The organism is Salinispora fenicalii (assembly GCF_000514815.1).
Classification (GTDB): domain Bacteria; phylum Actinomycetota; class Actinomycetes; order Mycobacteriales; family Micromonosporaceae; genus Micromonospora; species Micromonospora fenicalii.
Genome location: NZ_AZWQ01000027.1, coordinates 64521 through 87758 on the forward strand (window position 1 = coordinate 64521; position 23238 = coordinate 87758).

22 protein-coding genes are annotated in these 23238 nt (G+C 67.5%); 14 read left to right on the top strand and 8 right to left on the bottom strand.

Annotated features, from left to right (window positions below; translation table 11 throughout):
* Positions 1 to 24: 24 nt before the first annotated feature.
* The 3 genes from purM (at position 25) to amcA (ending at position 2651) form a co-directional block, all read left to right on the top strand.
* Positions 25 to 1179: a phosphoribosylformylglycinamidine cyclo-ligase gene (gene purM, locus B116_RS0115205; protein WP_026321985.1), complete on the top strand. Its 1155-nt coding sequence runs from the start codon at positions 25 to 27 to the stop codon at positions 1177 to 1179.
* Positions 1180 to 1342: 163 nt separating this feature from the next.
* Entirely contained in the window at positions 1343 to 2446 is a 1104-nt protein-coding gene (amcB, locus tag B116_RS0115210) for a cyclophane-forming radical SAM peptide maturase AmcB (RefSeq protein WP_317888966.1), read from the top strand.
* Positions 2415 to 2651: a multiple cyclophane-containing RiPP AmcA gene (amcA, locus tag B116_RS0115215; protein ID WP_018723724.1), complete on the top strand. Its 237-nt coding sequence runs from the start codon at positions 2415 to 2417 to the stop codon at positions 2649 to 2651. The genes amcB and amcA overlap by 32 nt, the downstream gene beginning before the upstream one ends.
* A gap of 189 nt (positions 2652 to 2840) precedes the next feature.
* Here amcA and B116_RS0115220 read toward each other — a convergent pair whose 3' ends face one another.
* Together B116_RS0115220 and B116_RS0115225 are read right to left on the bottom strand one after the other, a co-directional pair.
* Positions 2841 to 3056: a DUF3073 domain-containing protein gene (locus B116_RS0115220; protein WP_011904080.1), complete on the bottom strand. Its 216-nt coding sequence runs from the start codon at positions 3054 to 3056 to the stop codon at positions 2841 to 2843.
* 291 nt (positions 3057 to 3347) lie between these two features.
* Positions 3348 to 4430: a Glu/Leu/Phe/Val dehydrogenase dimerization domain-containing protein gene (locus B116_RS0115225; protein ID WP_027660577.1), complete on the bottom strand. Its 1083-nt coding sequence runs from the start codon at positions 4428 to 4430 to the stop codon at positions 3348 to 3350.
* A gap of 218 nt (positions 4431 to 4648) precedes the next feature.
* Between B116_RS0115225 and B116_RS0115230 the strand changes: the two genes are divergently transcribed.
* Both B116_RS0115230 and B116_RS0115235 read left to right on the top strand, forming a co-directional pair.
* Positions 4649 to 5488, top strand: a complete 840-nt coding sequence (locus tag B116_RS0115230) for a hypothetical protein (RefSeq protein ID WP_027660578.1) — start codon at positions 4649 to 4651, stop codon at positions 5486 to 5488.
* A gap of 252 nt (positions 5489 to 5740) precedes the next feature.
* A complete protein-coding gene (locus B116_RS0115235) occupies positions 5741 to 5950 on the top strand; it encodes a BldC family transcriptional regulator (protein WP_007073996.1) in 210 nt (69 codons plus the stop codon).
* Between the two features lie 139 nt (positions 5951 to 6089).
* Here B116_RS0115235 and B116_RS0115240 read toward each other — a convergent pair whose 3' ends face one another.
* The gene (locus tag B116_RS0115240; protein WP_018723728.1) at positions 6090 to 6470 is read right to left on the bottom strand and encodes a PPOX class F420-dependent oxidoreductase; all 381 of its coding nucleotides are present in this window, start codon (positions 6468 to 6470) and stop codon (positions 6090 to 6092) included.
* 233 nt (positions 6471 to 6703) lie between these two features.
* On the opposite strand from B116_RS0115240, the gene B116_RS0115245 reads away from it, so the two are divergent.
* Positions 6704 to 7561 (top strand): 3-hydroxyacyl-CoA dehydrogenase family protein, encoded by an 858-nt coding sequence (locus B116_RS0115245; RefSeq protein ID WP_027660579.1) that lies wholly within the window; start codon positions 6704 to 6706, stop codon positions 7559 to 7561.
* Positions 7558 to 8301 carry an enoyl-CoA hydratase/isomerase family protein gene (locus B116_RS0115250; RefSeq protein ID WP_018723730.1) on the top strand — a complete coding sequence of 248 codons (744 nt, stop codon included), beginning with the start codon at positions 7558 to 7560 and terminating at the stop codon, positions 8299 to 8301. Before B116_RS0115245 ends, B116_RS0115250 begins: the two co-directional genes overlap by 4 nt.
* A gap of 109 nt (positions 8302 to 8410) precedes the next feature.
* On the opposite strand, the gene B116_RS0115255 is transcribed toward B116_RS0115250, so the two are convergent.
* Positions 8411 to 9745 (bottom strand): ABC transporter substrate-binding protein, encoded by a 1335-nt coding sequence (locus B116_RS0115255; protein ID WP_027660580.1) that lies wholly within the window; start codon positions 9743 to 9745, stop codon positions 8411 to 8413.
* Between the two features lie 138 nt (positions 9746 to 9883).
* Positions 9884 to 10402: an SRPBCC family protein gene (locus B116_RS0115260; protein ID WP_018723732.1), complete on the bottom strand. Its 519-nt coding sequence runs from the start codon at positions 10400 to 10402 to the stop codon at positions 9884 to 9886.
* Positions 10403 to 10631: 229 nt separating this feature from the next.
* Here B116_RS0115260 and B116_RS0115265 point away from each other — a divergent pair, with 229 nt between their 5' ends.
* From B116_RS0115265 to B116_RS0115275, 3 genes are all read left to right on the top strand, one after another.
* Positions 10632 to 11093, top strand: coding sequence for a GbsR/MarR family transcriptional regulator (locus B116_RS0115265; RefSeq protein WP_027660581.1), 462 nt, complete (start codon positions 10632 to 10634; stop codon positions 11091 to 11093).
* A 1-nt stretch (position 11094) separates the two neighbouring features.
* A complete protein-coding gene (locus B116_RS0115270; protein ID WP_027660582.1) occupies positions 11095 to 12378 on the top strand; it encodes a glycosyltransferase in 1284 nt (427 codons plus the stop codon).
* Between the two features lie 400 nt (positions 12379 to 12778).
* Positions 12779 to 13627 carry a hypothetical protein gene (locus tag B116_RS0115275; protein ID WP_018723735.1) on the top strand — a complete coding sequence of 283 codons (849 nt, stop codon included), beginning with the start codon at positions 12779 to 12781 and terminating at the stop codon, positions 13625 to 13627.
* Between the two features lie 244 nt (positions 13628 to 13871).
* Here the strand turns inward: B116_RS0115275 and B116_RS0115280 are convergent, their stop codons facing one another.
* On the bottom strand, positions 13872 to 14720 hold the full coding sequence (locus B116_RS0115280; RefSeq protein WP_027660583.1) for a CPBP family intramembrane glutamic endopeptidase: 849 nt from the start codon (positions 14718 to 14720) through the stop codon (positions 13872 to 13874).
* A 480-nt stretch (positions 14721 to 15200) separates the two neighbouring features.
* Here B116_RS0115280 and B116_RS0115285 point away from each other — a divergent pair, with 480 nt between their 5' ends.
* The 4 genes from B116_RS0115285 (at position 15201) to B116_RS0115305 (ending at position 19810) form a co-directional block, all read left to right on the top strand.
* Entirely contained in the window at positions 15201 to 16124 is a 924-nt protein-coding gene (locus B116_RS0115285) for a cation diffusion facilitator family transporter (RefSeq protein WP_018723737.1), read from the top strand.
* 180 nt (positions 16125 to 16304) lie between these two features.
* Positions 16305 to 18317, top strand: a complete 2013-nt coding sequence (locus B116_RS0115295; RefSeq protein WP_027660588.1) for a cytochrome c oxidase assembly protein — start codon at positions 16305 to 16307, stop codon at positions 18315 to 18317.
* A gap of 198 nt (positions 18318 to 18515) precedes the next feature.
* Positions 18516 to 19178, top strand: a complete 663-nt coding sequence (locus B116_RS0115300; protein ID WP_018723739.1) for a DsbA family protein — start codon at positions 18516 to 18518, stop codon at positions 19176 to 19178.
* Entirely contained in the window at positions 19175 to 19810 is a 636-nt protein-coding gene (locus tag B116_RS0115305; RefSeq protein WP_027660584.1) for a vitamin K epoxide reductase family protein, read from the top strand. Before B116_RS0115300 ends, B116_RS0115305 begins: the two co-directional genes overlap by 4 nt.
* 473 nt (positions 19811 to 20283) lie before the next feature.
* On the opposite strand, the gene B116_RS0115310 is transcribed toward B116_RS0115305, so the two are convergent.
* Together B116_RS0115310 and B116_RS0115315 are read right to left on the bottom strand one after the other, a co-directional pair.
* Entirely contained in the window at positions 20284 to 21690 is a 1407-nt protein-coding gene (locus B116_RS0115310; protein ID WP_018723741.1) for an MFS transporter, read from the bottom strand.
* Complete coding sequence (locus B116_RS0115315; protein WP_027660585.1) at positions 21687 to 23105, bottom strand: MFS transporter; 1419 nt, start codon at positions 23103 to 23105, stop codon at positions 21687 to 21689. The genes B116_RS0115310 and B116_RS0115315 overlap by 4 nt, the downstream gene beginning before the upstream one ends.
* Positions 23106 to 23238 lie beyond the last annotated feature (133 nt).

A 23238-nucleotide genomic window follows, 5' to 3' on the forward strand; every position in this document is an offset into this window, starting at 1 on the left:
CCAGGACCATCTAAGGGGAGAAGCGTGACGCACGTGTCCGAGCGCAGCGGCGCAGGAAGTAGCCAGACCGGTGCCGGCGGCGACCGCCAGCCCTGGACCACCGCCACCGGGCGTCCGGTGCGCAAACGTTCGGCCTCATACCTGGATGCCGGTGTCTCGATTGAGGCGGGCGACCGTGCCGTTGAGCTGCTTAAGTCGAAGGTGAAGCAGACTCGACGGCCGGAGGTTATGGGCGATCTGGGTGGCTTTGCCGGTCTGTTCCGGCTGGACACGAAGAAGTACAAGAACCCGATTCTGGCCTCCTCCACCGATGGGGTCGGCACGAAGCTGGTGATCGCGCAGCAGCTCGGCATTCACGACACGGTCGGCATCGACCTGGTCGCCATGGTCGTGGACGACCTGGTGGCGTGCGGTGCCGAGCCGCTGTTCCTGCTCGACTACATCGCCACCGGTGAGGTCGTCCCGGACCGGGTGGCCGAGATCGGCGCCGGCATCGCCGATGGCTGCCGTTACGCCGGTTGCGCCCTGCTGGGTGGGGAGACCGCCGAGCACCCTGGTGTCCTCCGGCCGGATGAGTACGACATCTCGGCCACCGGCGTGGGAGTGGTGGAGGAGAGCGAAATCCTCAGCTCCGAGCGGGTGGAGGTCGGCGACGTCGTGATCGCGATGCGCGCGTCTGGCCTACACTCGAACGGATTTTCCCTGGTCCGGCACGTGCTGTTGGGCGCCGGCCGAATGCGGCTGGACGTGGTCATCGAGGACTTTGGCCGGCAACGCACCCTCGGCGAGGAGCTGCTGACCCCGACCAAGATCTATGCGCAGGACTGTCTGAAGTTGATCGCTGAGGCGGAGGTCCGGGTATTCGCCCACGTGACCGGGGGCGGTATCCCGGGGAACCTGGTCCGGGTCCTGCCGGAGCACGTGGACGCGGTGGTCGATCGCGCTACCTGGAAGCCGCAGCCGATCTTCGACCTGGTGCAGTCCAAGGGGCGGATTGAAGCCCCGGAGATGGAAGCGACGTTCAACATGGGCGTCGGTATGTTCGCGATCGTCTCCGCCGAGGACGCCGACCGCGCGCTGGCCACCCTCACCGGCCGCGGCGTGGACGCGTGGCAGGTTGGCGAGATTATCGAAGGTACCGGCAACGTGCAGATGGTCGGGCAGCACACCCGTGGTTGATCGCTTCGGTGCCCCGGACCGCCGACCAGGGCTTCACCCGGGTGGCCGACTCCGCCTAGCCTGAGGAGCACCCTCAACGTCGCCGGGCACGTCGGGGTGTCGGTAAAGCGCCCAGGCCTGGCAGAGGAGGGCGATGGCAGTACGGGGGCAGTCGACCGGTGGGATGCGCGGCTTGGCCGCCGTCCCAGCTTATGTGGTTATGCAGCCCACCACGCTCTGCAATCTCGACTGCGAGTACTGCTATCTCCCGTTCCGCCACGCCGATCGGCGAATGTCGGTCGGCGTGGCGGAGGCAGTCGCCGGATCGGTCAATCCGTGGGCGCGAGCCGGACGATTCTCCGTGGTGTGGCATGGTGGTGAGCCGCTCGCCGCCGGGCAGGAGCTGCTCGCCGCGCTGATTGCTCCGTTCGGGCCGGAGGTCGAGCATCACGTCCAGACCAACGCGACGCTGATCGACGACGCCTGGTGTCGGTTCTTCGCGGAGCATCGGGTCCGGGTGAGTATCAGCGTGGACGGGCCGCGGGAGCGCAACGCCGATCGGGTCACCCGGGGCGGGCGTCCCGCGTACGCCCACATCATGCGGGGCGTCGAGGCGCTGCGTCGGCATGGGCTGCCGTTTTCGGCGTTGGCCGTGGTGGGACGCCCCGAGCCGGGTCTCGCCCGCGAACTGTACGACTACTTCCTCGATCTCGGTCCGGACGTGTTGGGCGTGAACATCGAGGAGACCGAGGGTGTCAATACGCGGGCCAACCGCCACGACGCGGCTGCGGTGACCGCCTTCTGGTCAGAGCTGGTGGCGGCCTGGCGCCGGAACCCCCGTATCCACCTGCGGGAGATCGAGTGGTCCCTGCGGTACGCCGCGGCGGTGTTGGACGGCGTCGAGGAGCAGCTGCTGCCCCGCCGGCTGGATCCGATCCCCACGGTTGGTCACGACGGTTCGGTGACCGTGCTCTCGCCCGAACTGGCCGGCTTCGCCAACCCCCGATACGGCGACTTCAGCAGCGGCAACGTGCTGGTCACTCCGCTGGCAGAGATCCTGGCCGAGGCCGCGGAGACCCCCTGGGTCGGGGAGTTCCTCGCTGGGGTAGAGGCTTGCCGGGCATCGTGTTCCTACTTCGGCTTCTGCGGCGGTGGACACGCAGCCAATCGTTACTTCGAGCAGGGACGCTTCGACGGTACGGAGACCGAGCATTGCCGTAACAGCAAGATCCGCCTACTGGAGGGAGTGTTGGAGCATGCCCGAGAACACCGGTCCCCGGCAAGCTGAGCGTACGGTGGGCGCTGTCTCGGACGACGTGGTTGATCGGGTCCGCGCCGCTGGCACCGACCTCACCACGTTGCTTCGTGAGGCCGAGGCGGCCCGCCACCTACGGGCGGAGGCGGCGGGAGACGGCACCTCCAGCGCGGTCTGCGCCTGGAACCACTTCGAGAACATCCCGACGTTCTACAACTGGAACAACCGTCCACGCTGAGCTGACTGGCTACGCCGAGCTGCTTGGTTACGCCGAGCCATCCACGCGTCGGCGCCCCCTGCCGAACAGGGCGGGTTTCGGAGCCACTGCCAGTACTCCGATACCCGCCCTGCCTCCGTCGGGGACCGCTGACCGATGGGCACAGACATGAGCACGCGGATCGACCGCGTGCTCAGTTGCGACCAGGGGTCAGCGGTTTGGACGAGCCCGGTTGTCCGGGTCGTCGTCCACGTGGTCCTCGTCATCGTCGTCGACATACTCTTTGTAGTCGTCGTCGAAGTCGTGGTCCGACTTGTGGCTGCCGCCGAGTTCGCGTTGCAAGGCGGCGAGGTCGGTGTTCGGGGAGTGGTACTTCAACTCCCGGGCCACCTTTGTCTGCTTGGCCTTAGCTCGGCCGCGCCCCATGGCTCGACCCCCTCGCACAGAATGCGGGGCAGCCCGAAGGCGGGCCCCGATGACGTCAGGCATCTCTCGTGGCTCTTACGGTACATGGAGATGCCATCGTTCGGCACCTCGGGTTACCGTCGCCCGGCTCCGCGCGTCGCGGCGGGCCGGTCGTCACCCAGTGTACTCGGTAAGGGCCAATCCGGGGAGCGCCCCTAACAGCAGGCGAATCACCGTGAATCCAGCTTAACTGCGCCGCGTCGTTGTGGCGGCCCAGGGGCGGAACCAGCCTGGTCCGCCCCCGGGACGTGATCAGGGCAGCAGAATGGTCCGCAGCCGGCCCACCTCAGCCATCCGTCGCTCGGCCAGCCGGTCCGCGGCCACCGCGGGTGGCACCCCCTCGGCATCGGCGAGCCCCAAAATCTCCCGGGTGGTGTCGTAGATCTTGGTTGCCCGTAGCTTGGCGCGTTCGAAGTTGAAGCCCTCGATCTCGTCGGCCACCTGGATCACGCCACCGGCGTTGACCACGTAGTCGGGCGCGTACAGGATGCCCCGATCGGCGAGGAGCTTTTCGATGCCCGGGTGGGCGAGTTGGTTGTTCGCCGCCCCGGCGACCACCTTCGCCCGCAGCGCCGGGACGGTGTCGTCGTTGAGCGTGCCCCCCAGCGCACACGGGGCGTACACGTCAATGTCGGAAGCGGTCAGTGCGGTGGCGTCATCCATCAGCGTCACCTGCGGATGATTCGTCCGCGCCCAGGCCAGGGCCCGTGGATTCACGTCGGTCGCCACGACCTCGGCGCCGTCGTCCAAGAGGTGGCCGACCAGGTACTTACCGACCTTGCCCAGGCCGGCTACGCCGACTCGTCGTCCGCGGAGCGTCGGCGTGCCCCAGGCGTGCTCGGCTGCGGCGCGCATGCCCTGGAACACGCCCCAGGCGGTGAGGATCGAGGAGTCGCCGGCGCCCCCGTGCTCACGGCTTCGGCCGGTCACGAATCGGGTCTCCCGGGCCACCACGTCCATGTCGGCCACGTAGGTACCAACGTCGCAGGCGGTGTAGTACCGGCCGCCCAGGGTGGCCACGAAGCGGCCGTAGGCGCGCAGCAGCGCCTCGCTCTTGAGCTGTTCGGGATCCCCCCAGATGACGGCTTTACCGCCGCCCAGGTCCAGTCCGGCGAGGGCGTTCTTGTACGCCATGCCGCGAGAGAGGTCGAGGACGTCGGAGAGGGCAGCCTCCTCGCTCGCGTACGGGTAGAACCGGGTGCCGCCGAGCGCGGGCCCCAGCGCCGTGGAGTAGATGCCGATGATCGCCCGAAGGCCGGACTGTTTGTCCTGGCAGAACAGGACCTGCTCGTGGCCGACCGACCCGGGGTCGTCGGTGGTAGCGAATACGCCCATGACTCACTCCTGGTGTGGTGTGCGGCCTTGTGGGCCGCGGACCTGCGGACGCCGGCGGGATGCTGCCGGTGCCGCTGAGCCTAGTATCGGCCGACATCGTCTCCGTCGTCACCGGAGTGTGCGTCCGTACGGCGGGACCAGCTGCTCGGCGACTCTCCGGAGCGCACGCGAAACGGTGCCACCAGGGATTCGCATCCGACTCATGGGAGGATCGCGCCGTGCCCTCGCTCTTCGCCGCATACCTGCGCGTGTACGAACCGTTGACCGCCTTCGACCGTGACCGCCAGGCGTACTGGCGGAGCTACGTCGAGCAGGGACGGGCGGTGGCCCCGGTGGAGGGGCCCGGCCGGCAGCTCACGTCGGTGATCGAGGCGCTCGGAGCGGGTTGGACGCGGCTGCCGAACCTGCCGGACGAGGCGTACGTCCTGGAGGCCGACGACGCCTTGCTGGTCTGCCCGTGGAATCTGCGCATCCGAGTCGCCGAGGCGGCACTGAACGCCCGCGACGGCGTACCCCCGGTGTTGGCAGACGCATTTGTGCCGCCGGTGCTCGCTGGGAAGGCCAAGGCGGTGGTTGACGACTGGCGTAGCGGGGCGCGGGTCCTGGAGCACGGCGTTCCCCGGGTGCACGAGCAGATCGCCACCTGGGGGGTGCCACTGCGGTGGTTTGTTCTCTTCGAGCCGGCGGAGCGGCACCAGGTCACCGAGCCCGGCCGGCGGGCGCTGCGGTACCGGACGGAGATTTCCAAGGCCCGCCGTCGCTCGTCGCGGGCCCTTGCCGTGTTGCGGAAGTCGGTTGGTGCCGCGCCGATCACCGAGGCGGTGGAGGAGGCCGCGCGCTGGCTGGAGGAGTTTCATCCACGGTCGGTGGTGGAACTGGACTACGGCGGTCTGGTGTCGCTGCTCTCCGACGAGACCCTCGCGGCGGACGACTCGCCGGAGTTGGTCGCCGCCGGCCTGGCCGGGCTGTCTCGAGGTGAGGCGGAGGAGGCGTCCGCAGCTTACGACAAGCTGGTAACGCGGTGGCGTGCGGTGCAGTTGCTCGAGCGGTGGAACTGACGCCCAAACAGTCGATTCCCTCTCGCCAGTCGGGGGACCATTCGCGTTTGACACATCACGATCCGTGATCATGAGAGTAGATAAGGCACCTCCTGTCACAATAAAGCCGAATAATTCGGTCATGGTTCATCCGTCCGTCTAGGGACGTTCGGCCGTTCGGCCCATGTCGGACATCGGGGACTAGCCGGACCATGGGAGACGCGTCGGCCGGCGGGACCCCGGCCGATGTCTATACATGTGGAGGAGTGACCCATGGCATCGCGAACGCACGAACCGGAGCCGCTGCTCACGCCGGCCGAGGTGGCGTCGATGTTCCGTGTCGACCCGAAAACGGTGACCCGTTGGGCTAAGGCCGGCAAGCTAAGTGCGATTCGGACCCTTGGCGGGCACCGCAGATACCGGGAGTCGGAGGTCAGGGCGCTGTTGCAGGGGCAGATCCCACAGCAGCGCCAGGGGGACTGACCGAGTGCGAAGCAACGGACAATGTGTGTAGGGCGGTGGACAATCTGTCCACCGCCCTACGGCATTTCGATGGGCGAACGCGGCTCAGACTGGCGAACGCGGCTCAGACTGGGCGTCTCCTTCGAGGTGCGAATGCGGCTCAGTCCTTGAGCGTGACCCGAATCCCCACCGTGCCCTGCTCGCCCCGGCGTAACCGGCTCCCCAGCAGGGTCAACCGGCCGAGTACCCGGTACTTCTCCTTGATCAGGCCGCGGACCCGCCGGGTGCCCGCCGAGTCGGCGAGCGCGGCGAAACCAGGCACCGCCGGACCGTGCGGTCGACCTCGGACATCGCAGGGAGCGATGGTTACATCGCCGCTGCGCCGGATCCGCTTTACCTTGCCGGAGTTGGCAACGGTCCACACTACGAGCGCGTCGCCGTCACGGACCGCCCAGACCGGGGTCGGCACCGCACGGCCGTCCTTGCGGAAGGTCGTGAGCAGGATGTACTTCTCGGTCGCGAGTCGGTCCAGCGTGGTCACGCCGCCAGAATACGACCCCGCAGCCGGTTGACCGGGCAGTAAGCCGGACCGGCGTGCCGTGCGTCGCAGAGCAGGCCGGGACGCTGCCGCGGCGATGTCCATCTGGGAGCTTCCCTCTGCCCGATGCCGGGCTGCCGCGCGACGCCTCCCAACCAATAGGGTCGCGGGGACGAGCGACACGGGTAGGCGGGACATGCGGGTGACACCAGTCATCCCCGAAGGGAGGAGGCACCATGGGTGACCGTTGGGTCGTGATCGGGGCCGGCACGATGGGCCTCGGGATCGCGTACGTGGCCGCCGGTGCCGGCTATGACGTGGATCTGGTCGAGGTCGATTCGGCCCGGGGCGAAGCCGCCGCCGTGCGCCTCGGTGAGCTGTGGGACCGGGCAGTCGGCCGCGGTCGGATGACGGTTGAGCAGGCCGACGCCAACCGATCCCGGGTGACTGTTCGGCGAGCCCTTACCGAGGTCAGCGCTGGCCCGGAGGTCGTGGTCGAGGCGGTCCCGGAGCGGGCTGACCTGAAGCGCTCCGTGCTGTGCGACGCCGAGAACCTGAGCCCGGCGCTGTTGGCCAGCAACACCTCCAGCATCTCGATCGCCGAGCTGGCCAAGGGGCTGACCCGCCCGGACCGCTTCCTCGGCCTGCACTTCTTCAACCCGGTCTGGGCAATGACGCTGCTCGAGGTCGTGGTCGGCCCAGGGACCGCACCGCAGAGCACGGACGCGGCGGTTGCACTCGCCGCCCGGCTGGGCAAGGATCCGGTCGTCGTACGTGACCTGCCCGGCTTCGCCACCTCCCGGCTGGGGGTGACGCTCGGACTGGAGGCGATTCGCATGGTCGCCGACAAGGTGGCGGAGCCAGCCGACATCGACAAGGCGATGGTGCTTGGCTACCGGCATCCGGTGGGGCCCTTGGAGCTAACCGACCTGGTCGGGCTGGACGTGCGGCTTGACATCGCCCGTACCCTGGCGGCCGCGTACGGGGAGCGGTTTGCGCCGCCGCCGCTGTTGGTCGAGATGGTTGCCGCCGGACACCTCGGCAAGAAGTCCGGCCAGGGCTTCTACCGATGGGAGAACGGGGTGAAGGCGTGAAGGGCCTGCGGATCGACGAACAGGCCGATCGGGTGGTGGCGATGCTGGACCGCCCAGAGAAGCGCAACGCCATCGACGTTGACCTCGTCCACGCGCTCCACGAACTCTGCGCCGAACTGGAAGCCCGGCCACGGCTGCTGCTGCTCACCGGAGGCGCTGAAGGCATCTTCGCCGGGGGTGCCGATATCGGGCAGCTCCGCGAGCGCGGCCGGCTGGATGCCCTCGCCGCGATCAACTCAGCTGTCTTCGCCCGGATCAGGGCGCTGCCGATGCCGACCGTGGTAGCCGTCGATGGGCCGGCCTTGGGTGGCGGGGCCGAGCTGGCGTACGCCGGCGACCTACGGGTGTGTACCTCGCGTGCTGTCTTCGGACAGCCCGAGGTGCGGCTCGGCATCCTGGCCGGGGCGGGGGCGACGCACCGGTTACCGGCGCTGGTCGGCGAGGCGCGGGCGAAGGAACTGCTCTTCACCGGCCGGCGGGTGGACGCTGCAGAGGCCCTGCGGATCGGTCTGGTCAACCAGGTGGTCGCCGAGCCCGCCGAGCTGCTGCCGGCAGCGCATACCCTGCTCGACGAGGTGGCGAAGGGCTCCGCGCTCGCGTTGCGGCTGACCAAGCTGGCCGTGGACGCTCCCGCCGCCGCGCACCCCCACCTGGATCTGGTCAGTCAGGCGGTGCTCTTCGAAGACGAGGAGAAGCACCGGCGAATGACCGACTTTCTCGAGCGACGGCGCCGGTCCTGAACCGGGTGATGTCGGCAGCGGTGAGAGGTGCGTAGACGGCTGGTGGCCCGCGCCATGTTCCGGTGCGGGCCGCACCGTGCCTCCGGTCTGGCCAGCACCCGATTGTGGCTCAGTGGTGCAGCGGCACCCCTGCGTCGGTGAGGGCCCGGATCAGCCCGGCTGACTCACTGAATCCGATGATCAGGACAGCGTCGGCCCCCGACTCCTTGATCTCGCGGACCACGGACGTGAAGTCGACCGGTGCCGCCTCGGCGTCTTCCGGTGGCTGATAGGTGCTCAGGTTGAGCTGGTCCGCGCCGAGGCCAGCCCGTTCCAGCTCGGACCGGACGATCTCCTGTAGGCCCGCACCGTACGAGTCCTGCCGGGCCACGATGGCGATCTGCTGCGGGCCATCCCGGAGGATGACGTCGGCCAGCGCCCGGCCCTGCAAACTGTCGGGTGGCGCGGTTCGGAAGTAGCGGCCCTCGTCGTTCAGGTCGGTGAGGCTCGCGGCGGTGTTTGACGGGGAGAACAGCACCAGTCCGGCCTGCACCACGTCGGGTAGCACCGCCCGGGAGATTCCCGACGCTCCGGCACCGATGATGACGTGGACGCCGGCGGCGGCATGGCTCGCCACGGTCGCCTTGGCGACCGCCGGATTGGTGCCATCATCGCCGTCGATCCAGGTTACCGGGGCGCCAAGGACGCCACCGGCGGCGTTGATCTCCTGGATTGCGAGGGCAGCGCCGGCGGCGAGGGGCGGATTGGACAGCGCGAGGTCACCGGTCTGTGGCAGCAGGCCGCCCAGGACCAGCGGGGCGTCGTCGTTCTGTTCGGCCGCCCCGGCGCCCGGTGGGGGCGCACTGCTCGCGGTGGACTCGGAGCCCGCACCGACGAACTCCGTCTTGGCGTCGTTGATCTGCGTCCCATCGAAGTGCAGGGTGGCGTAGCTGGCGGTGGAGGGCTCGCCGGCTGCAGTGAACCCACTTCGGGTGATCGAGACACTGCGGTACTCGATGTTCCGCCCGTCTCGGGCCAGCGCGAGGCAGGCCACGGCGGTCTCACACCGCTGGCCACCGTTGGTGACTCCGATGATCTGTGCTGCCACAGCTGCCGGATCAGTGGTGCCGGCGAGCTGCGCGGCGAGCGCGCTGATCAGCACCGCATCGTAGGCCTCTGCCGCATAGACGAAGCTGGTCAGGTCGGGGTCGATTGACCGCAACCGGTCCTTGAAGTCCGCCGGCAGCGGGGTCAGCGGTGTGGTGCCCTTCATCCCATCGACTAGGTCGGCCCGGTCCCCCAATTCGGTGGGAAAGGAATTGAGCATATTGCCGTCGGTGCCGTAGAGGCGCACCGAGGTAGCAGTGGGTTCGTCCGATTCGTCGGTTCCGCAGGCGCTGCTGGCGAGCAGAAACGTCGCGCAGGCGGCCAGGGCGGCAGCTCGCGTGGCGCGTGAGATCAGCATCGCAGTCCTTCCTCAGGTGAAGATTGCGCTGCGAGTAGCTCGCCCTGCCCGCGCCTGGGGCCCGGGTTGTATCGCTATCCGCAGGTAGTTGGTGATACAAGGTGTTGCAATAGCGGCGGGAATGGTCAAGTTAGTGTCCTAATCGACGGCCCGCTGCGAGACTACGCTCGCGTAGCGAGCGAGGAGTTCGGACCAGCCAGTGGTCAGCGCCCGGCGGTAGCCCTCCGCTGCCGGGCCATGCCGATCGAAGTGTCGGTGTTCCACCTCTACCCGGGTCTGCCCCGACGGGTCGGGCCGGAAGAGCGCCTCGACCTCGCTGGCCTGGGCCGGATCGGGTGCTGGGACGCGGTCTGCCCCGATTTGCCAGGTGAAGACGAGTCGGCGGGGCGGGGCCCAGGTCAGTACTCGGCCCCAGTCGTTGCGGAAGCCGTGCGGGCCGATTTCGTACAGCATCCCGCCGGCCCGTGGTTCCATCCCCAGCGTGGTTAGTAGGCCGGGACCGGACCAGGTGTACTCCATGACCCACCAGTCCGTTATCGCGCCAGTGAAAACCTCAAATGCCTGCTGCGCCGAGGCGGGAACGAGGAGCGAGCTGCGGAGCGAGAACCGTGCGAAATCCTGCCGGACATCGACGGGATCGATCATCTCCTGTCCCATAAGCCCGGACCATACCGGCTGATGCTCGCCGGTGGAGCATTGCGAGGTGCTCGATCTCAAGTGCTTTACGGAGCTCAGGTGACGGGGCGGACCGTCAACATCTCCATCGTGGATGTATCCGTAGTGGAAATTTTCGTATTTCGCTCTGGTCTGGTTTCCGGTCAAGGCTTAATATTTTCGTTTAGAAAGTTCTGAACGTTCGAGACTTTTGCGTCAGGAAGGGGAGTTTATGGACCCGGAGGCTGGCCGGCGGTACGCCGAGGAGGTCGGCGTCGTCCTGGCTCAGATGGGCACCACCCCCGCCTTCGGCAAGTTGCTGGGCTGGCTGCTCATCTGCGAACCGCCGAAACAGACCACCGCGCAGTTGTGCGAGGCGATGGGGCTGTCCAAGGCTTCGGTGTCCACTGGCATGCGGGTGCTGGAACAGTCCGGCCTGGTTCGACGGGTGCCGAGCCAGGGCCGGGGACACGCGTATGAGATGCATCCGGACGCCTTCGCCCGCGCCATCGACCCAACTGAGAGGATGCGGGCTTTCATCGATCTGATGCAGCGCGGGATCGACCTGCTCGGCGACGCGGCGGCACCTGAGGCCAGCCGGCTACGGCATACCCGCGACTTCTACAGCTTCATGGTCGAGCGCACACCGGCCCTGATGGAGGAGTTTCGCCGACAAGCACGAAAGGACAGTTAGGATGCGAATCCTGGTGATCACCGTGGGGTCTCGCGGGGATGTCCAGCCGTACGTGGCCCTCGGTAAGGGCCTCCAGTTGGCCGGTCATGACGTCACCCTGGCCACCTGCGCCCGGTTCCAGTCGTTCGTCACCGATCAAGGTTTGGCGTACGGCCAGCTCAGCGACGACATCCTGCTGCTGTTGGACTCGGCAGCGGGTCGGGCCGCGATGGAAGACGCCACCGGGGTGCTCGGCGCAGTCAAGACCAACATCAAGCTGGCCCGTCAGGCGAATCCGATCAACCGGAGGCTGCTCTCCGACGCCTGGACGGTAGCCCGGCAGGCCAAGCCGGATCTGGTCATCTATCACCCCAAGGTGCTGGCCGGTCCGCACATCGCCGAGAAGCTAGACGTGCCCGTAGTGCTGGCGCTGCCGGTGCCGGTCGCCGTACCGACCGGTGACTTCCCCCTCGTCGGGCTGCCCCAACTGCCGCTCGGCCGTTGGTACAACCGACTGACCTACCGCCTGGCCGGTGCCGGATATCGAATGTACGACGGCATGGTGAACACGTTTCGTCGCGATACGCTCGGACTCGCGAAGACCAGCGGTGCCGCGCTGACCACCCGGCTCCCCGACGGGCGGCCGATCCCGGTGCTGCACGGCATCAGCGAGCACGTCCTGCCGCGCCCCGCCGACTGGCCCGGGCACGCGCACCTCACCGGCTACTGGTTCCTTGACGACGCCGCCCACTGGCAGCCCCCGGCCGACCTGGTCGACTTCATAGCGGCTGGTGACCCACCGGTGTACGTCGGTTTCGGCAGCATGGCCGGGCGTGACCCGCGCCGACTCGCCAGTCTCGTCAGCGAGGCGCTGCGCCGGGCCGGCGTCCGGGGCATCATCGCCGCCGGCTGGGGTGGTCTGGCGGAGACCGAATCGTCAGACAGAATCTGGCACCTCACGCAGGCCCCACACGACTGGCTCTTTCCGCAGATGTCCGCCGTTGTGCACCACGGCGGGGCCGGCACCACCGCGGCGGCGCTACGCGCTGGCAAACCCTCGGTGGTCTGCCCGTTCCTCCTGGACCAATTCGTCTGGGGTCGGCAGGTCTTCGCGCTCGGCGCGGGTAGTGCGCCCTTACCGCAGCGGAAGCTCACCCCGCAGCGGCTGGCGACCGCGATCCGTACGGTCACCACCAACGCCGACATCCGGGCCACCGCGGCCAGTCTGGGCAGGAGCCTCGCGGCCGAGGATGGTGTCGCGAACGCGGTTGCCAGGATCAACACGCTTTTAGACTCGGCGAGTTAGAACACCAGCGGCACCGAGTGGCCGCGCCTCGGGGCGCTGGGCGTCCGCACGTCGTGGCCGCGCCTCGGGGCGCCGGGCGTCCGTACGTCCGCGGTTTCGCCCGGTGGAAAGAGCGCCGGACAGTGACGCCGGAGAGTACTGCAGCGCGTCACTGTCACCCGATCACAATCAGCAACACAGTGCGGCGTACTCGTGCTCCTCCCGTTCCCTGCCTGCGATCTCGCGGGATCAGCGCACTACGCAGCCCCCGTGGCTGGAGTAGGTTGTCTGTTTTGCCGGCTTGGCTAATCTACAAATTCACCATATCCTACTGGTGTAGCACCCGTTGCCTCCGGCCGCCGCAGGTCGGAGGCTGTGTTTGGGCCCTGAGTTTGCATCCGGAGTAAAGGGAGTCAAAGCGTTGACCGACGAGTCCGGTAAGGCCAACTTCAGTGGAATCTACAACCAGGAGACGCCGTGCGCGTATTACGCTAACCTGCGACGGTTGAAATACGAGATCCCGCAGCATGGGGCTACGGTATTCAACCAGCTGATCGATGCTCAGCCATGGGGCGACGGCTATCGTCCCACCGTGCTCGACGTGTGCTGTTCCTACGGCATCGTTGGGGTGCTCACCAAGACCGATCTTGAGCTGGACGACGTGTACACGTACTACCAGGGTGCCAGTGACGACGGGCGTACCGTGGACCAGGTGCGCCGCGCCGAGAACGAATTTCTGGGCCAGCGGGCCCGGCCAGACGCTCCGCACGTCATCGGGTTGGACGTCGCCGAAAATGCTGCCCGGCACGGTGTAGCAGTCGGTGCGCTCGACGATGCCTTTGTCGAGAACCTGGAGGCGACAGAGCCGTCGTCAGAATTGGCCAAGAAGATGTCGGAGGTTGATCTCATCACGACCACGGGTGGCATTGGCTATGTCACCGAGCGGACGTTTGAGCGGCTACTCACCTGCACCGAAGCCCCGCCCTGGGTTGCCGCGTTCTGCCTTCGGACGTACGACTATGAGCCGATTTCAGACGTGCTCGCGCAGTACGGGCTCGTTACCGAGAAGGCGGACCAGGCGGTTCGGCAGCGGCGTTTTATCGACGATACCGAACGGGAGTGGGCAATGGCGGAGCTGGCGGCGCGGGGCGTCGACCCAGCCGACATGGAGAGCGCGGGATATTTGTACGCCGACTTCTACCTCTCGCGGCCGCGGAAAGATGCAACAGAGAAGTCGCTGGCAGACCTGGTGACCATTCCAGCTAACTAAGTCGACTCTGTCCTCGGCCTCGTCAACGCTGTGCTGGGGTGCGTTGGATGAGTCGGGCGAGAGCGTCCGCCGGGCTTGCTGGACCACGGTTGCTGTGACTTCTGCCGGTCGATTCCAGGATACTACGGCGTGAGATTGAGGCTTGGGGAGTGCTGCCCGCGTCGGGGCAGCACTCCCCAAGCCTCCCCCAGGTAGATGTGGTGTTGGTGACGGGCGTTGAGCTTCCCCGGCGGCGCCGGCGGTGTCACACCGTGCCCCGCATGAGGCCGAGTAGCATCCCAAACACGATCACCGTTTGGATCGAGTGCGGAATGACCGCGAGCCACATGCTCCGGTAGCGCCTCACCGGTAGCGACATGATTAGTCCGCTGGTCAGCATGATGCCACCAATAGTCCAGGGCTGATGTAGGTGGTACAGGCCGAACAAAACGCCGTTGGCGAACCAGTCCGCTGACCCGAACACGCCTTGCATCCTGGGTAGGAGGATTCCGCGGAAGATGAACTCCTCACCGAGGAAGACGTTGAAGATGCTGAGCGTCAGGAATAGCGCGAGGAACCACCATGCCCCTTCCATCTGTGGGGCAACTTCGGCCGAGAAAAGCGTCTCGGCGTTCTGGAAGGGCAGCGGAGTTAGTCCGGGTAGCAGGTGCTGCTGCAGGTTCTCAAACACCGGTGCCACGTACATCATGTTGAGCACGAACGCGATCCCCAGTGGCGCCAACAGCCAGAGGAGACGTTTGCGTGGCCGGCCGTTTACCGGGTCTCTGGGGACCTGTAGCCACAGCCGGCGAGCCATGGCGGAGAGACTTACCGTCCCCTCCTCGCGCCAGAGGATCAACATTGCCAGCACGAACTGCCAGATTAGGCCGGCCGCTAGCGTGATGGTCGCCAGCACCACGGTGTCGTAGGGGCCGTCCGCGACTGCGGGAGTAATTACCCAATACCCCAGTCCCATGGGTAGGGCAGCGGCCGCCCAGATTCCCAGGATTTTCGCAAGCGAGTACTGCGCCGGCAGATCGGTCGATGCCAGGGCGGATGTGCTGGGTCGCTGCCTTGGTGGACCCGGCCGGTTCTGTGTGGCGCCACCGCCCATGTCGTTCAACTCCTCGCAAAATGTGCTGGCCCCTGGCTTCGGGCCTATTCTGGTGGCGGCGAAAGGCGTTCGTCCATGGCGGTCAGCCCGCCGAAATCCGGCAGGGCTATCCCTACTTCCGGCTTGGGGTTCTCCCTACCTTTCGTGCCGGAGTTCAACGCTGCGTCGCGTGCGGGGGTTCGCTGCTGTCTAATCCGGAGGCGGGTTTCAGCGGGTATATCGCCATTTGTCGGCGCAGGGTGTACGACTGCGTGAAGAAATGTCTGGTGCTACCGCGCCTTACGAAATCAATCCAGGTTGATCAAAAGTGGCGGCTGTTCTGGCACTTGTCACTTCTGGGTGCGGTCCGCTCCGGGGGATGGATGCTCGTTTGCCCGATGTGGCTCTCAGGCTGTTGCTGGTGGTGCCCGCCACACTTGCATGTATAGCGATGTGAGCATATGTTCATGACGGCACTGATGGACGAGGAGGGAGAAGCGGATGGGTGCGGGGCACGATCACGGTCAACATGCAGCGCGGGCCGGTGAGAAGCACCGGGGTCGGCTCTGGGCGGCCTTCGGGCTGCTCCTCACCTTTATGGTGGTAGAGGCGGTCGCAGCGGTTATGACTGGCTCCTTGGCACTGCTCTCCGATGCCGGCCACATGTTTACCGACGTCCTCGGTATCGGCATGGCCCTGGCCGCGATCACCGCCGCCAGCAGGGCGTCCCGGTCTGGCCAGCGCACCTTCGGGCTCTATCGGATGGAGGTGCTGGCAGCGCTGGCCAACGCCGTCCTGCTGTTCGGAGTGGCGTGCTACGTGGTGGTCGAGGCGGTGCGTCGGTTCAGTCAACCGCCGGAGGTGCTGGCGGGGCCGATGTTGGCGGTGGCGGTAGCGGGCCTGGTGGCCAATGTCGTCGCCTTCTTCCTCCTGCGCGCGGGCTCGCGGGAGAGTCTGAACGTACGGGGCGCCTACCTGGAGGTTCTGGGAGACCTGTTCACCTCCGTCGGCGTGATCGTCGCCGCGGTCGTGATCGCCGTGACCGACTGGTGGTACGCCGACCCGCTGATCGCGGTGGCGGTGGGGCTGTTCATCCTGCCCCGGGCGTACCAGTTGGGTCGCGCTGCGCTGCGGGTGTTGGTGCAGGCCGCGCCGGCACATCTGGACATCTCCGCGGTACGGGCGGCGCTACTCGCCGAGGACGGGGTAGCCGATGTGCACGACCTGCACGTATGGACGCTAACCTCAGGGATGGACGTTGCTTCGGCGCACCTGGTTCTCGAGCGTGATGCCGATCTTGCCGCAGTGCTGGCCCGGTCCCGGCGGCTGCTGCAGGATCGTTTCGCAATCGAGCACGCCACCCTGCAAGCCGAACCGGCGGAGCCGGCCGACGCGGACGCTGTCTGCCACGGGAGCGGATGGTGACCTGCGTCGCTCCTGGGAACCAGCGGGCGCAACAGGCCGACTACCTGATGTTTCGCCCTCTATCTGGGAGCTGTTCGTGAACCGCCCATCCAGCCTGACTACCCGCCGCGCCCCCGTCTGGCGGGTAGTCGCCGGTCTCCGGCCGCTCCCCCGCCACCCGCGTCGGTTGGCGACCCGGTGATGAGTCTCGCCGCTCTTCGGCGCCGGCCGTTTCTGCTGTCGGCGGGGACGGTGCTGGTGGCCGCGGCCGTTGGTGCGGTGCTGCTGTGGTGGGGTGGCGGTGCCGTCGCGGAGGCCCCGCCCGGGCTTCCGGACCCAGGACCAACCACGGCCTGGCTGTTGCCAGCCTCCCGGCTGGGCATGCAGGTCAGCGCGGTCGCCACGGTCGGTCTGCTGCTGGCAGCGGTGGTGCTCTCGCCCCGGGACAGCGGTGGGCGGTTGTCCCCGGTCGGCTACCGGCGCATGCGCGCCGCCGCCGGTGCGGCCTCGGTGTGGGCTGCGGCGTCTGCGGTTGCGGTCTGTTACACCCTGGTCGATCTCTTCGGCCTTCCCGCCTCGCAGGTGTTGTCCCTGCGGGCGGTGCTCAACTTCGCCACCACAGTTTCGCTCGGGCAGTCCCTGGCGCTGAGCGGCGTTCTGGCCCTGACCGCGGCGGTGGTCGCCGCGACCAGCCTGCGACCCGGTGGCGCGCTGGCCGCCCTGCTGCTGGCGTTGGGTGCCCTGGTGCCGCCGGTCTTCACCGGCCACGCCGCGGCCAGCGGCGACCACCAGCTGGCGGTCTCCGGTCTGCTTCTGCACGTGCTGCCGGTCACCATCTGGGCCGGTGGCCTGCTCGCCCTGGCCGTTACCAGTCGCGGCACGACCGCCGACCTGGCGCGGGCCGTGCGCAGGTTTTCCCCGCTCGCCGTTTGCTGCCTGACGGCAGTGGGTCTGTCTGGGCTGCTGTCGGCCGCTGTTCGGCTCCCGAGCACCGCCGACCTGCTGGGCACCCGCTACGGGCAGGTGCTTCTGATCAAGGCTGCTGCGCTCGTCGCGATCGCCGCCGCGGGATTGGCGCACCGTCGTCGGGCGCTGCCGGCCCTGGCGGCAGGTCGACGCGGGCCGTTCCTGCGGGTTGCGGTCGTCGAAACACTGCTCTTCGCCGCTGCGATCGGTACCTCGGTCGCCCTGTCCCGCACCCCGGCACCCCTTGGTGAGGACACGGACGACCTCGCCACCGCGCTACTCGGCTTCCCGATGCCGCCGCCGATGACCATCGAGAACCTCGCCACCGCGTGGCTGCCCGAGCCGTTGATCATGACGGCCGCGCTCGTCGCCGCCGGGTTCTACCTGGCCGGGGTGTGGCGGCTCCGCCGCCGCGGCGACGCCTGGCCCGTCTCCCGTACCGCCATGTGGCTGGTGGGCTGTGCCCTCATCATCGTGGCCACCTCGAGCGGCCTGGCCCGCTACGGGCCGCTGCTGTTCTCGATCCACATGATTCAGCACCTGCTGCTGATGATGATCGCCCCGATTCTGCTCGCGCTTGGTGGGCCCATCACCCTGGCGCTGCGCGCCCTGGCCCCGTCGACCGACCCGCGTTGGCCGGGCCCCCGCGAGTGGCTGCAGGTGGCGCTGCACTCGCGGCTCTCGCGCGTCCTCACCAACCCGGTGGTCGCGTTGGTGATCTACGTCGCCAGCCTCTACCTGATGTACTTCACCGGCCTGTACGAGCTGGCACTGCGCTCGCACGCCGCGCACCTGGCCATGGTCGGACACTTCCTCGGCGCCGGCTATCTGTTCTTCTGGGTCGTCATCGGTATTGATCCGGCGCCTCGTCGTATCCCGCATCCGCTGAAGCTGATCCTGGTCCTGATCAGCATGGTGCTGCACGCCTTCCTCGGTGTCACGCTCATGCAGTCCACCACCTTGATCGCAGAGACCTGGTGGATCGCGTTGGACCGACCCTGGGGCGCCACCCCGCTGGAGGACCAACGCACCGCTGGCGGCATCGCCTGGTCCTTCGGTGAGTTGCCCACCGTCGTCGTGCTGGGCGCGTTGATGCGCCAGTGGATGAAGGCCGACGAGCGGGAGGCCCGCCGCCGGGACCGGGCCGCCGACCGCGCCGAAGCCGAAGGGCGCGAGGACGCCGAGCTGGCCGCGTACAACCGGATGCTGGCGGATCTGGCCGACCGCGATCGGCAGGTCCGTCGGTGAGTGGGCGGTTGGCTCGCCCGTCCGCGGGCGTCAGCGAGCCGGATGCCGGCCGCGTCGCTCAGTGCGGCCCGGCCCGTTCCGCGCTGAACAGATGATTCGCAGTGCTCTGCGGTGGTGCGCCCGGTACCTTTGCGTCCGGCGCCTTGCCTGCTCAGGGCGGTCGCCGCGGGATCGGATAGACCGACAGGAGACGGAGATATGACGAGGAACATCCGGCTGACCCTCGCCGCGGTCGTGGCGTTGATTCTGGTGGTGGTCGGCGTGCTGGCGCTCAACCGGCGGGACGCGATTCCCAGCGCGGAGACGACCGGCGGCACGGTCGAACCTGCGGTGCTGGTCCGGGAGGACAGCCACCGACTGACCTCCGCCTCCGACGGCAGGGTCACCCTGGTGGAGTTCCTCGACTTCGAGTGTGAGGCGTGCGGGGCGGTGTACCCGACGGTCAAGGAGATCCTCGCCGACTACGAGGACAAGATCACCTTCGTGGTGCGGTACTTCCCCATCTCCAGCCACCCCAACGCCGAGCTCGCTGCCCGCGCCGCGGAGTCCGCGGCCAACCAGGACCGCTTCGCCGAGATGTACCAGCTGCTCTTCGAGAACCAGGACGTCTGGGGTCACCAGGAAGAGCCACAGACCGAGGTCTTCGTCGACTACGCCCGTACCCTCGGTCTGGACATCGACCGCTTCCAGCGCGACCTGGACGACCCCGCCACGGCTGCCCGGGTGGCGAAGGACCGGACCGACGGTGAGGCCGCCGGTGTGCAGGGCACCCCGACCTTCTTCCTCAACGGGGAGCCCCTCTCCGACCTGCGCAGCAAGGACGATCTGATCGCCATTATCGACACTGCCCTGGCCCGGTGACGACCGCCACCGCCGACCGGCCCGTCACCGCCCCCGCTGAGCGCCACTTCCTGACTGTCGTCACGGCGTGGATCCTCACCGTCGGCGGTGGCGTCGGCCTACTTGCCGCCGCCACCCTCACCGTCGAGAAGATCAACCTGCTGGCTGACCCTGGGTACGTCCCCACCTGCAGCATCAACCCGGTCCTGTCCTGCGGCTCGGTGATGAACACTGCGCAGGCCGCGGTCTTCGGATTCCCCAATCCGCTGCTCGGCATCGCGGGATTCGCCGTGGTCACCACGCTCGGCGTCGTCCTGCTCGCCACCGGAGGCCTCCCCCGGTGGATGTGGCTCGGCCTGCAGGGGGGCGTCACCTTCGGTGTCGTCTTTGTGCACTGGCTCATCTACCAGAGCCTTTATGTGATCGGCGCGCTCTGCCCGTACTGCATGGTGGTTTGGGCGGTCACCATTCCGATCTTCCTCTACACCACGCTGCAGACCCTGCGGGACAACGCGACCGTACTGCCGCGGGCGCTGCGGCGGGTAACGGAACAGGTCGCCCTCTACCACAGCCTGGTCCTCGTCATCTGGTTCGCGTTCATCGTCGTCGCGATCCTGCACCGCTTCTGGGACTACTGGAGCACCCTGATCTGAGGCCGTCGCGGCGCCCGAGCCGGACCCGGCGGTTCCGGTCCTGGTCCAGATCACCGTGGCGCCGGCCGCGCAGAACTGCGACAGCATGCGGACAGTTGCACGGATGTCGGCGTCGCTGATGGTGCCCAGGACTCCGGCCATGAGGACGAGGTCGGCGGGTACGGCGTCCCCGATAGAAGATCAGATCGCCGCCGTCGGCGGTCCTCGACCAGTTCCTGCTCTACGACCAGACCTGGCGGACGGTCACCGATTCGAGGTTCGCCGCGGCTGCTCGGGCCTGTGCCGCGACGATGTTCCGTGGGTCGTACTCGAGCAGCGTGGCGCGGGCCCGGTCGGTGTCAGCCCGGGTGCCGCGCGTGAGACGACCGGGTGCGGAACAGGAAACCGGGCTGACCTCGTTGCCGGTTCAACGAGGTCAGCCCGGCCGTTACCGCGCCCCGGATCCACAGTCGGTCGGAGCGGGACCAGGACGGTCAGCTGGGTTTGGGCGCTCCCGGGCGGGCGTAGCGTTGCCAGGTGATGACGACGCAGAGGACGGCGAATGCCAGCCCGATGAGGTAGAACGCGGTCGGGGACATGAGCGTCAGGCCGATTCCGAAGAAGAACGGGCCGAAGGCGGCGATCGCCGCGGTCCAACCGATGACGCCACCGGCCTGCCGGCGCTCGAAGATCATCGGCATCTGCTTGAAGGTGGACGCGTTACCGATCCCGCTGAACAGGAAGATCGCGAGCATTCCCCAAAGGAACCGGTCGAAGCCGGCATCCAGCGCCGCGGCCGAGGTGGTGTCGGGTCGCAGTGCGGTGATGGTGAAGGCGATGGAGACGACGAGGCCGATTCCGGAGATCAGGGTCCACCGGGCGCCGCCGAACTTGTCGGTCAGCGGCGAGAACGCGACGCGGGCCGCGGCACCGACCAGCGGGCCGAGGAAGACGAACTTGACCGGGTCGGGTACGGAGTAGCCGTCCACGAGAAGCTGTGCGGCGGCCCCGGTGCCCTGCACGATGTCGGGGTTGCCGGCACCGTAGAGGTTCTTCATCAGCAGCCCGAACTGGGCGGACAGCCCGGCGAAGGTGCCGAAGGTCATGATGTAGAGCAGCGTCATCCACCAGGTGTCAACGTTGCGGAAGATGTCGAACTGCTGCCGAATGTTCGCCTTGACGGGAACCGACCGCAGCATGGTCCAGGCGAGCACGGCACCGACGATGATGAATGGGATGTAGATGTACGCCGCGTTCTGGTACCAAACGTCCCGGGCGGGTTCACCGGGCGAGGTGGCCATCGGCCGGGAGCTGCCGAGGAAGCCGATCAGCGAGAAGCCGATGACCCACGGGGTCAGCAGCTGAACCAGCGAGACGCCGAAGTTGCCGATACCGGCCTGGATGCCCAGCGCGGTGCCCTGGAGTCGGCGGGGGAAGAAGTAGGAGGTACTCGGCATGAACCCGGAGAACGCTCCGCCACCGATACCGGAGAGGAATGACAGCGACAGCAGCACCCAGTACGGCGTGGACGGGTCCTGAACAAAGATTCCCCAACCCAGGACGGGCAGGAGCAGGAGCACGGTGGTCAGGGTGACCATCTTGCGGGTGCCCATGATCGGCGGCAGCACCATCCAGATCAGGCGCATGAGACCGCCGGCCAAGCCGGGCATGGCGGTGAGCCAGTAGAGCTGGCTGGTGCTGAGGTCGAAGCCGAGGTTCGTCAGCTTCGGGGCGATCGCCGAGGCGAGGAACCACGATGTGAAACAGAGGGTCAGCGTGAAGGTGCTGATCCAGAGGGTCCGCCACGCCAAGCCCTTGTCCCAGGAGTCCGCATCCTCCGGGTTCCAGGATTCCAGCCACTCGCGGTTCCCGGATCTCCGGGTGGAACTCGTGGTGTTCATTCGTGGGCCTCCTTGGGCGCCCGGGTCGCCGCCGAAGCGGGCGTGGCCGATCGGTTCGTGAAGTCGGGCTTTTCGAAGTGGTCAGCGAGCTGCGGTGATTCACCGTGCAGCATGCGCACGACGGTGAGATGCATCCATATCGCGCAGATGAGGGTGAGCACGAACAGGACCAGGAAGGTGCTCGACGGGAGCCCGGTCCAGGCCTTGGTGTAGGCGAACAGCGGGGGCAGGAAGAAGCCGCCGAGACCGCCGAGCATGCCGACCAGACCGCCGACCGCTCCCACCTGGCTTGGGAAGTACTCCGGGATGTGCTTGTAGACCGCGGCCTTGCCGATGCCCATGGCGCAGCCGAGCAGGACGACCAGCAGGGTGAAGGGAACGATGCCGAGCTGGTAGGCAAGGTGGGTGGTCTGGGTGCCGTCGGGGTGGTTAACGACGATGTGGCCCGGGGGCATCATCAAAATGCCCGTGCTGAGCAGCATCATGCCGAACGTCCAGTACATGACCCGACGGGCGCCCAGCCGGTCGGAGAGCGATCCACCGACCGGTCGCAGCAGCGAGGCGGGGAAGATGTACAGGGCGGTCAGGTAGGCCGCGGTCTGCAGGGAGACATCGTAGTTGTTCATGTAGTAGGTCGGCAGCCACGCGGCGAGCGCCACGTAGGCACCGAACACCGCCACGTAGTACAGGCTGAACCGCCACACTCGCAGTTGCTTGAGCGGTTCGAGCTGTGCCCGCAGTGGGGTGCCGTGACTCGGCACCCGATCCCGGTGCGGCGTGAGGAACCAGGTAGCCGCCGCAAGGATGAGCAGCAACACCGCGTAGACGACGGGGACCAGCCGCCAGCCGCCCTCGATGACGCCGAGGTAGGTGGCACCGGCGGTCCCGGCGATCAGCGGCGGGCCGATGAACTTGGTGACGGAGGCGCCGACGTTACCGGCGCCGAAGAGGCCGAGCGCGAAGCCCTGCTTCTCCCGCGGCTGCCAGGCGGAGTTCCAGGCGATACCCGCGGTGAAGGAGTTACCAGCGAAACCGACCAGGAACGCCAACGCCAACAGCATCGCGTACGAGTTGGCGAGGGATACCAGGAATGAGGCGACCGCGGTCACGAGGAGCATCGCGGTCATCACTCGGCGTCCGCCGATCCGGTCCGCCACGATGCCGGCGGGGAGCCGCCAGAGCGAGCCGTTCAGCACGGCGGCGGCGATGATCCAGGACAGCTGCACCTCGGAGAGCCCGAACTCCTCACTGATCGGCTTGCCGAGGATGCCGAACATAAGCCACACCGCGAACATGACGGTGAATCCGATGGTGGACAGGGTCAGGACCCGGGTCCGCCCACGATCGCTATGGCTGTTTTGTCCGGCCGCCGCTTCGTCCGGCGTCGGGTCGTCTGGAGCGGGTTTGACGTGCACAGCAAATTCCTCGATCCGCGGTAGACGGAGGTCGGCGCTAGCGTCACTGGCGCGACTGTCTACCCAAGGCTGCTGTCGTTTATCGGCAGCGGGTAGGGACCTTCTCCCCCGTCTGGCCGGCAGCAGGTCCCGT

Excerpts from the sequence above, each read along its gene's own strand:
- amcB (WP_317888966.1), top strand. The coding sequence starts at position 1,343 with ATGCGCGGCTTGGCCGCCGTCCCAGCTTATGTGGTTATGCAGCCCACC.
- amcA (WP_018723724.1), top strand. The coding sequence starts at position 2,415 with ATGCCCGAGAACACCGGTCCCCGGCAAGCTGAGCGTACGGTGGGCGCT.
- B116_RS0115220 (WP_011904080.1), bottom strand. The coding sequence starts at position 3,056 with ATGGGGCGCGGCCGAGCTAAGGCCAAGCAGACAAAGGTGGCCCGGGAG.
- B116_RS0115225 (WP_027660577.1), bottom strand. The coding sequence starts at position 4,430 with ATGGGCGTATTCGCTACCACCGACGACCCCGGGTCGGTCGGCCACGAG.
- B116_RS0115235 (WP_007073996.1), top strand. The coding sequence starts at position 5,741 with ATGGCATCGCGAACGCACGAACCGGAGCCGCTGCTCACGCCGGCCGAG.
- B116_RS0115245 (WP_027660579.1), top strand. The coding sequence starts at position 6,704 with ATGGGTGACCGTTGGGTCGTGATCGGGGCCGGCACGATGGGCCTCGGG.
- B116_RS0115255 (WP_027660580.1), bottom strand. The coding sequence starts at position 9,745 with ATGCTGATCTCACGCGCCACGCGAGCTGCCGCCCTGGCCGCCTGCGCG.
- B116_RS0115260 (WP_018723732.1), bottom strand. The coding sequence starts at position 10,402 with ATGGGACAGGAGATGATCGATCCCGTCGATGTCCGGCAGGATTTCGCA.
- B116_RS0115265 (WP_027660581.1), top strand. The coding sequence starts at position 10,632 with ATGGACCCGGAGGCTGGCCGGCGGTACGCCGAGGAGGTCGGCGTCGTC.
- B116_RS0115270 (WP_027660582.1), top strand. The coding sequence starts at position 11,095 with ATGCGAATCCTGGTGATCACCGTGGGGTCTCGCGGGGATGTCCAGCCG.
- B116_RS0115280 (WP_027660583.1), bottom strand. The coding sequence starts at position 14,720 with ATGGGCGGTGGCGCCACACAGAACCGGCCGGGTCCACCAAGGCAGCGA.
- B116_RS0115285 (WP_018723737.1), top strand. The coding sequence starts at position 15,201 with ATGGGTGCGGGGCACGATCACGGTCAACATGCAGCGCGGGCCGGTGAG.
- B116_RS0115295 (WP_027660588.1), top strand. The coding sequence starts at position 16,305 with ATGAGTCTCGCCGCTCTTCGGCGCCGGCCGTTTCTGCTGTCGGCGGGG.
- B116_RS0115300 (WP_018723739.1), top strand. The coding sequence starts at position 18,516 with ATGACGAGGAACATCCGGCTGACCCTCGCCGCGGTCGTGGCGTTGATT.
- B116_RS0115310 (WP_018723741.1), bottom strand. The coding sequence starts at position 21,690 with ATGAACACCACGAGTTCCACCCGGAGATCCGGGAACCGCGAGTGGCTG.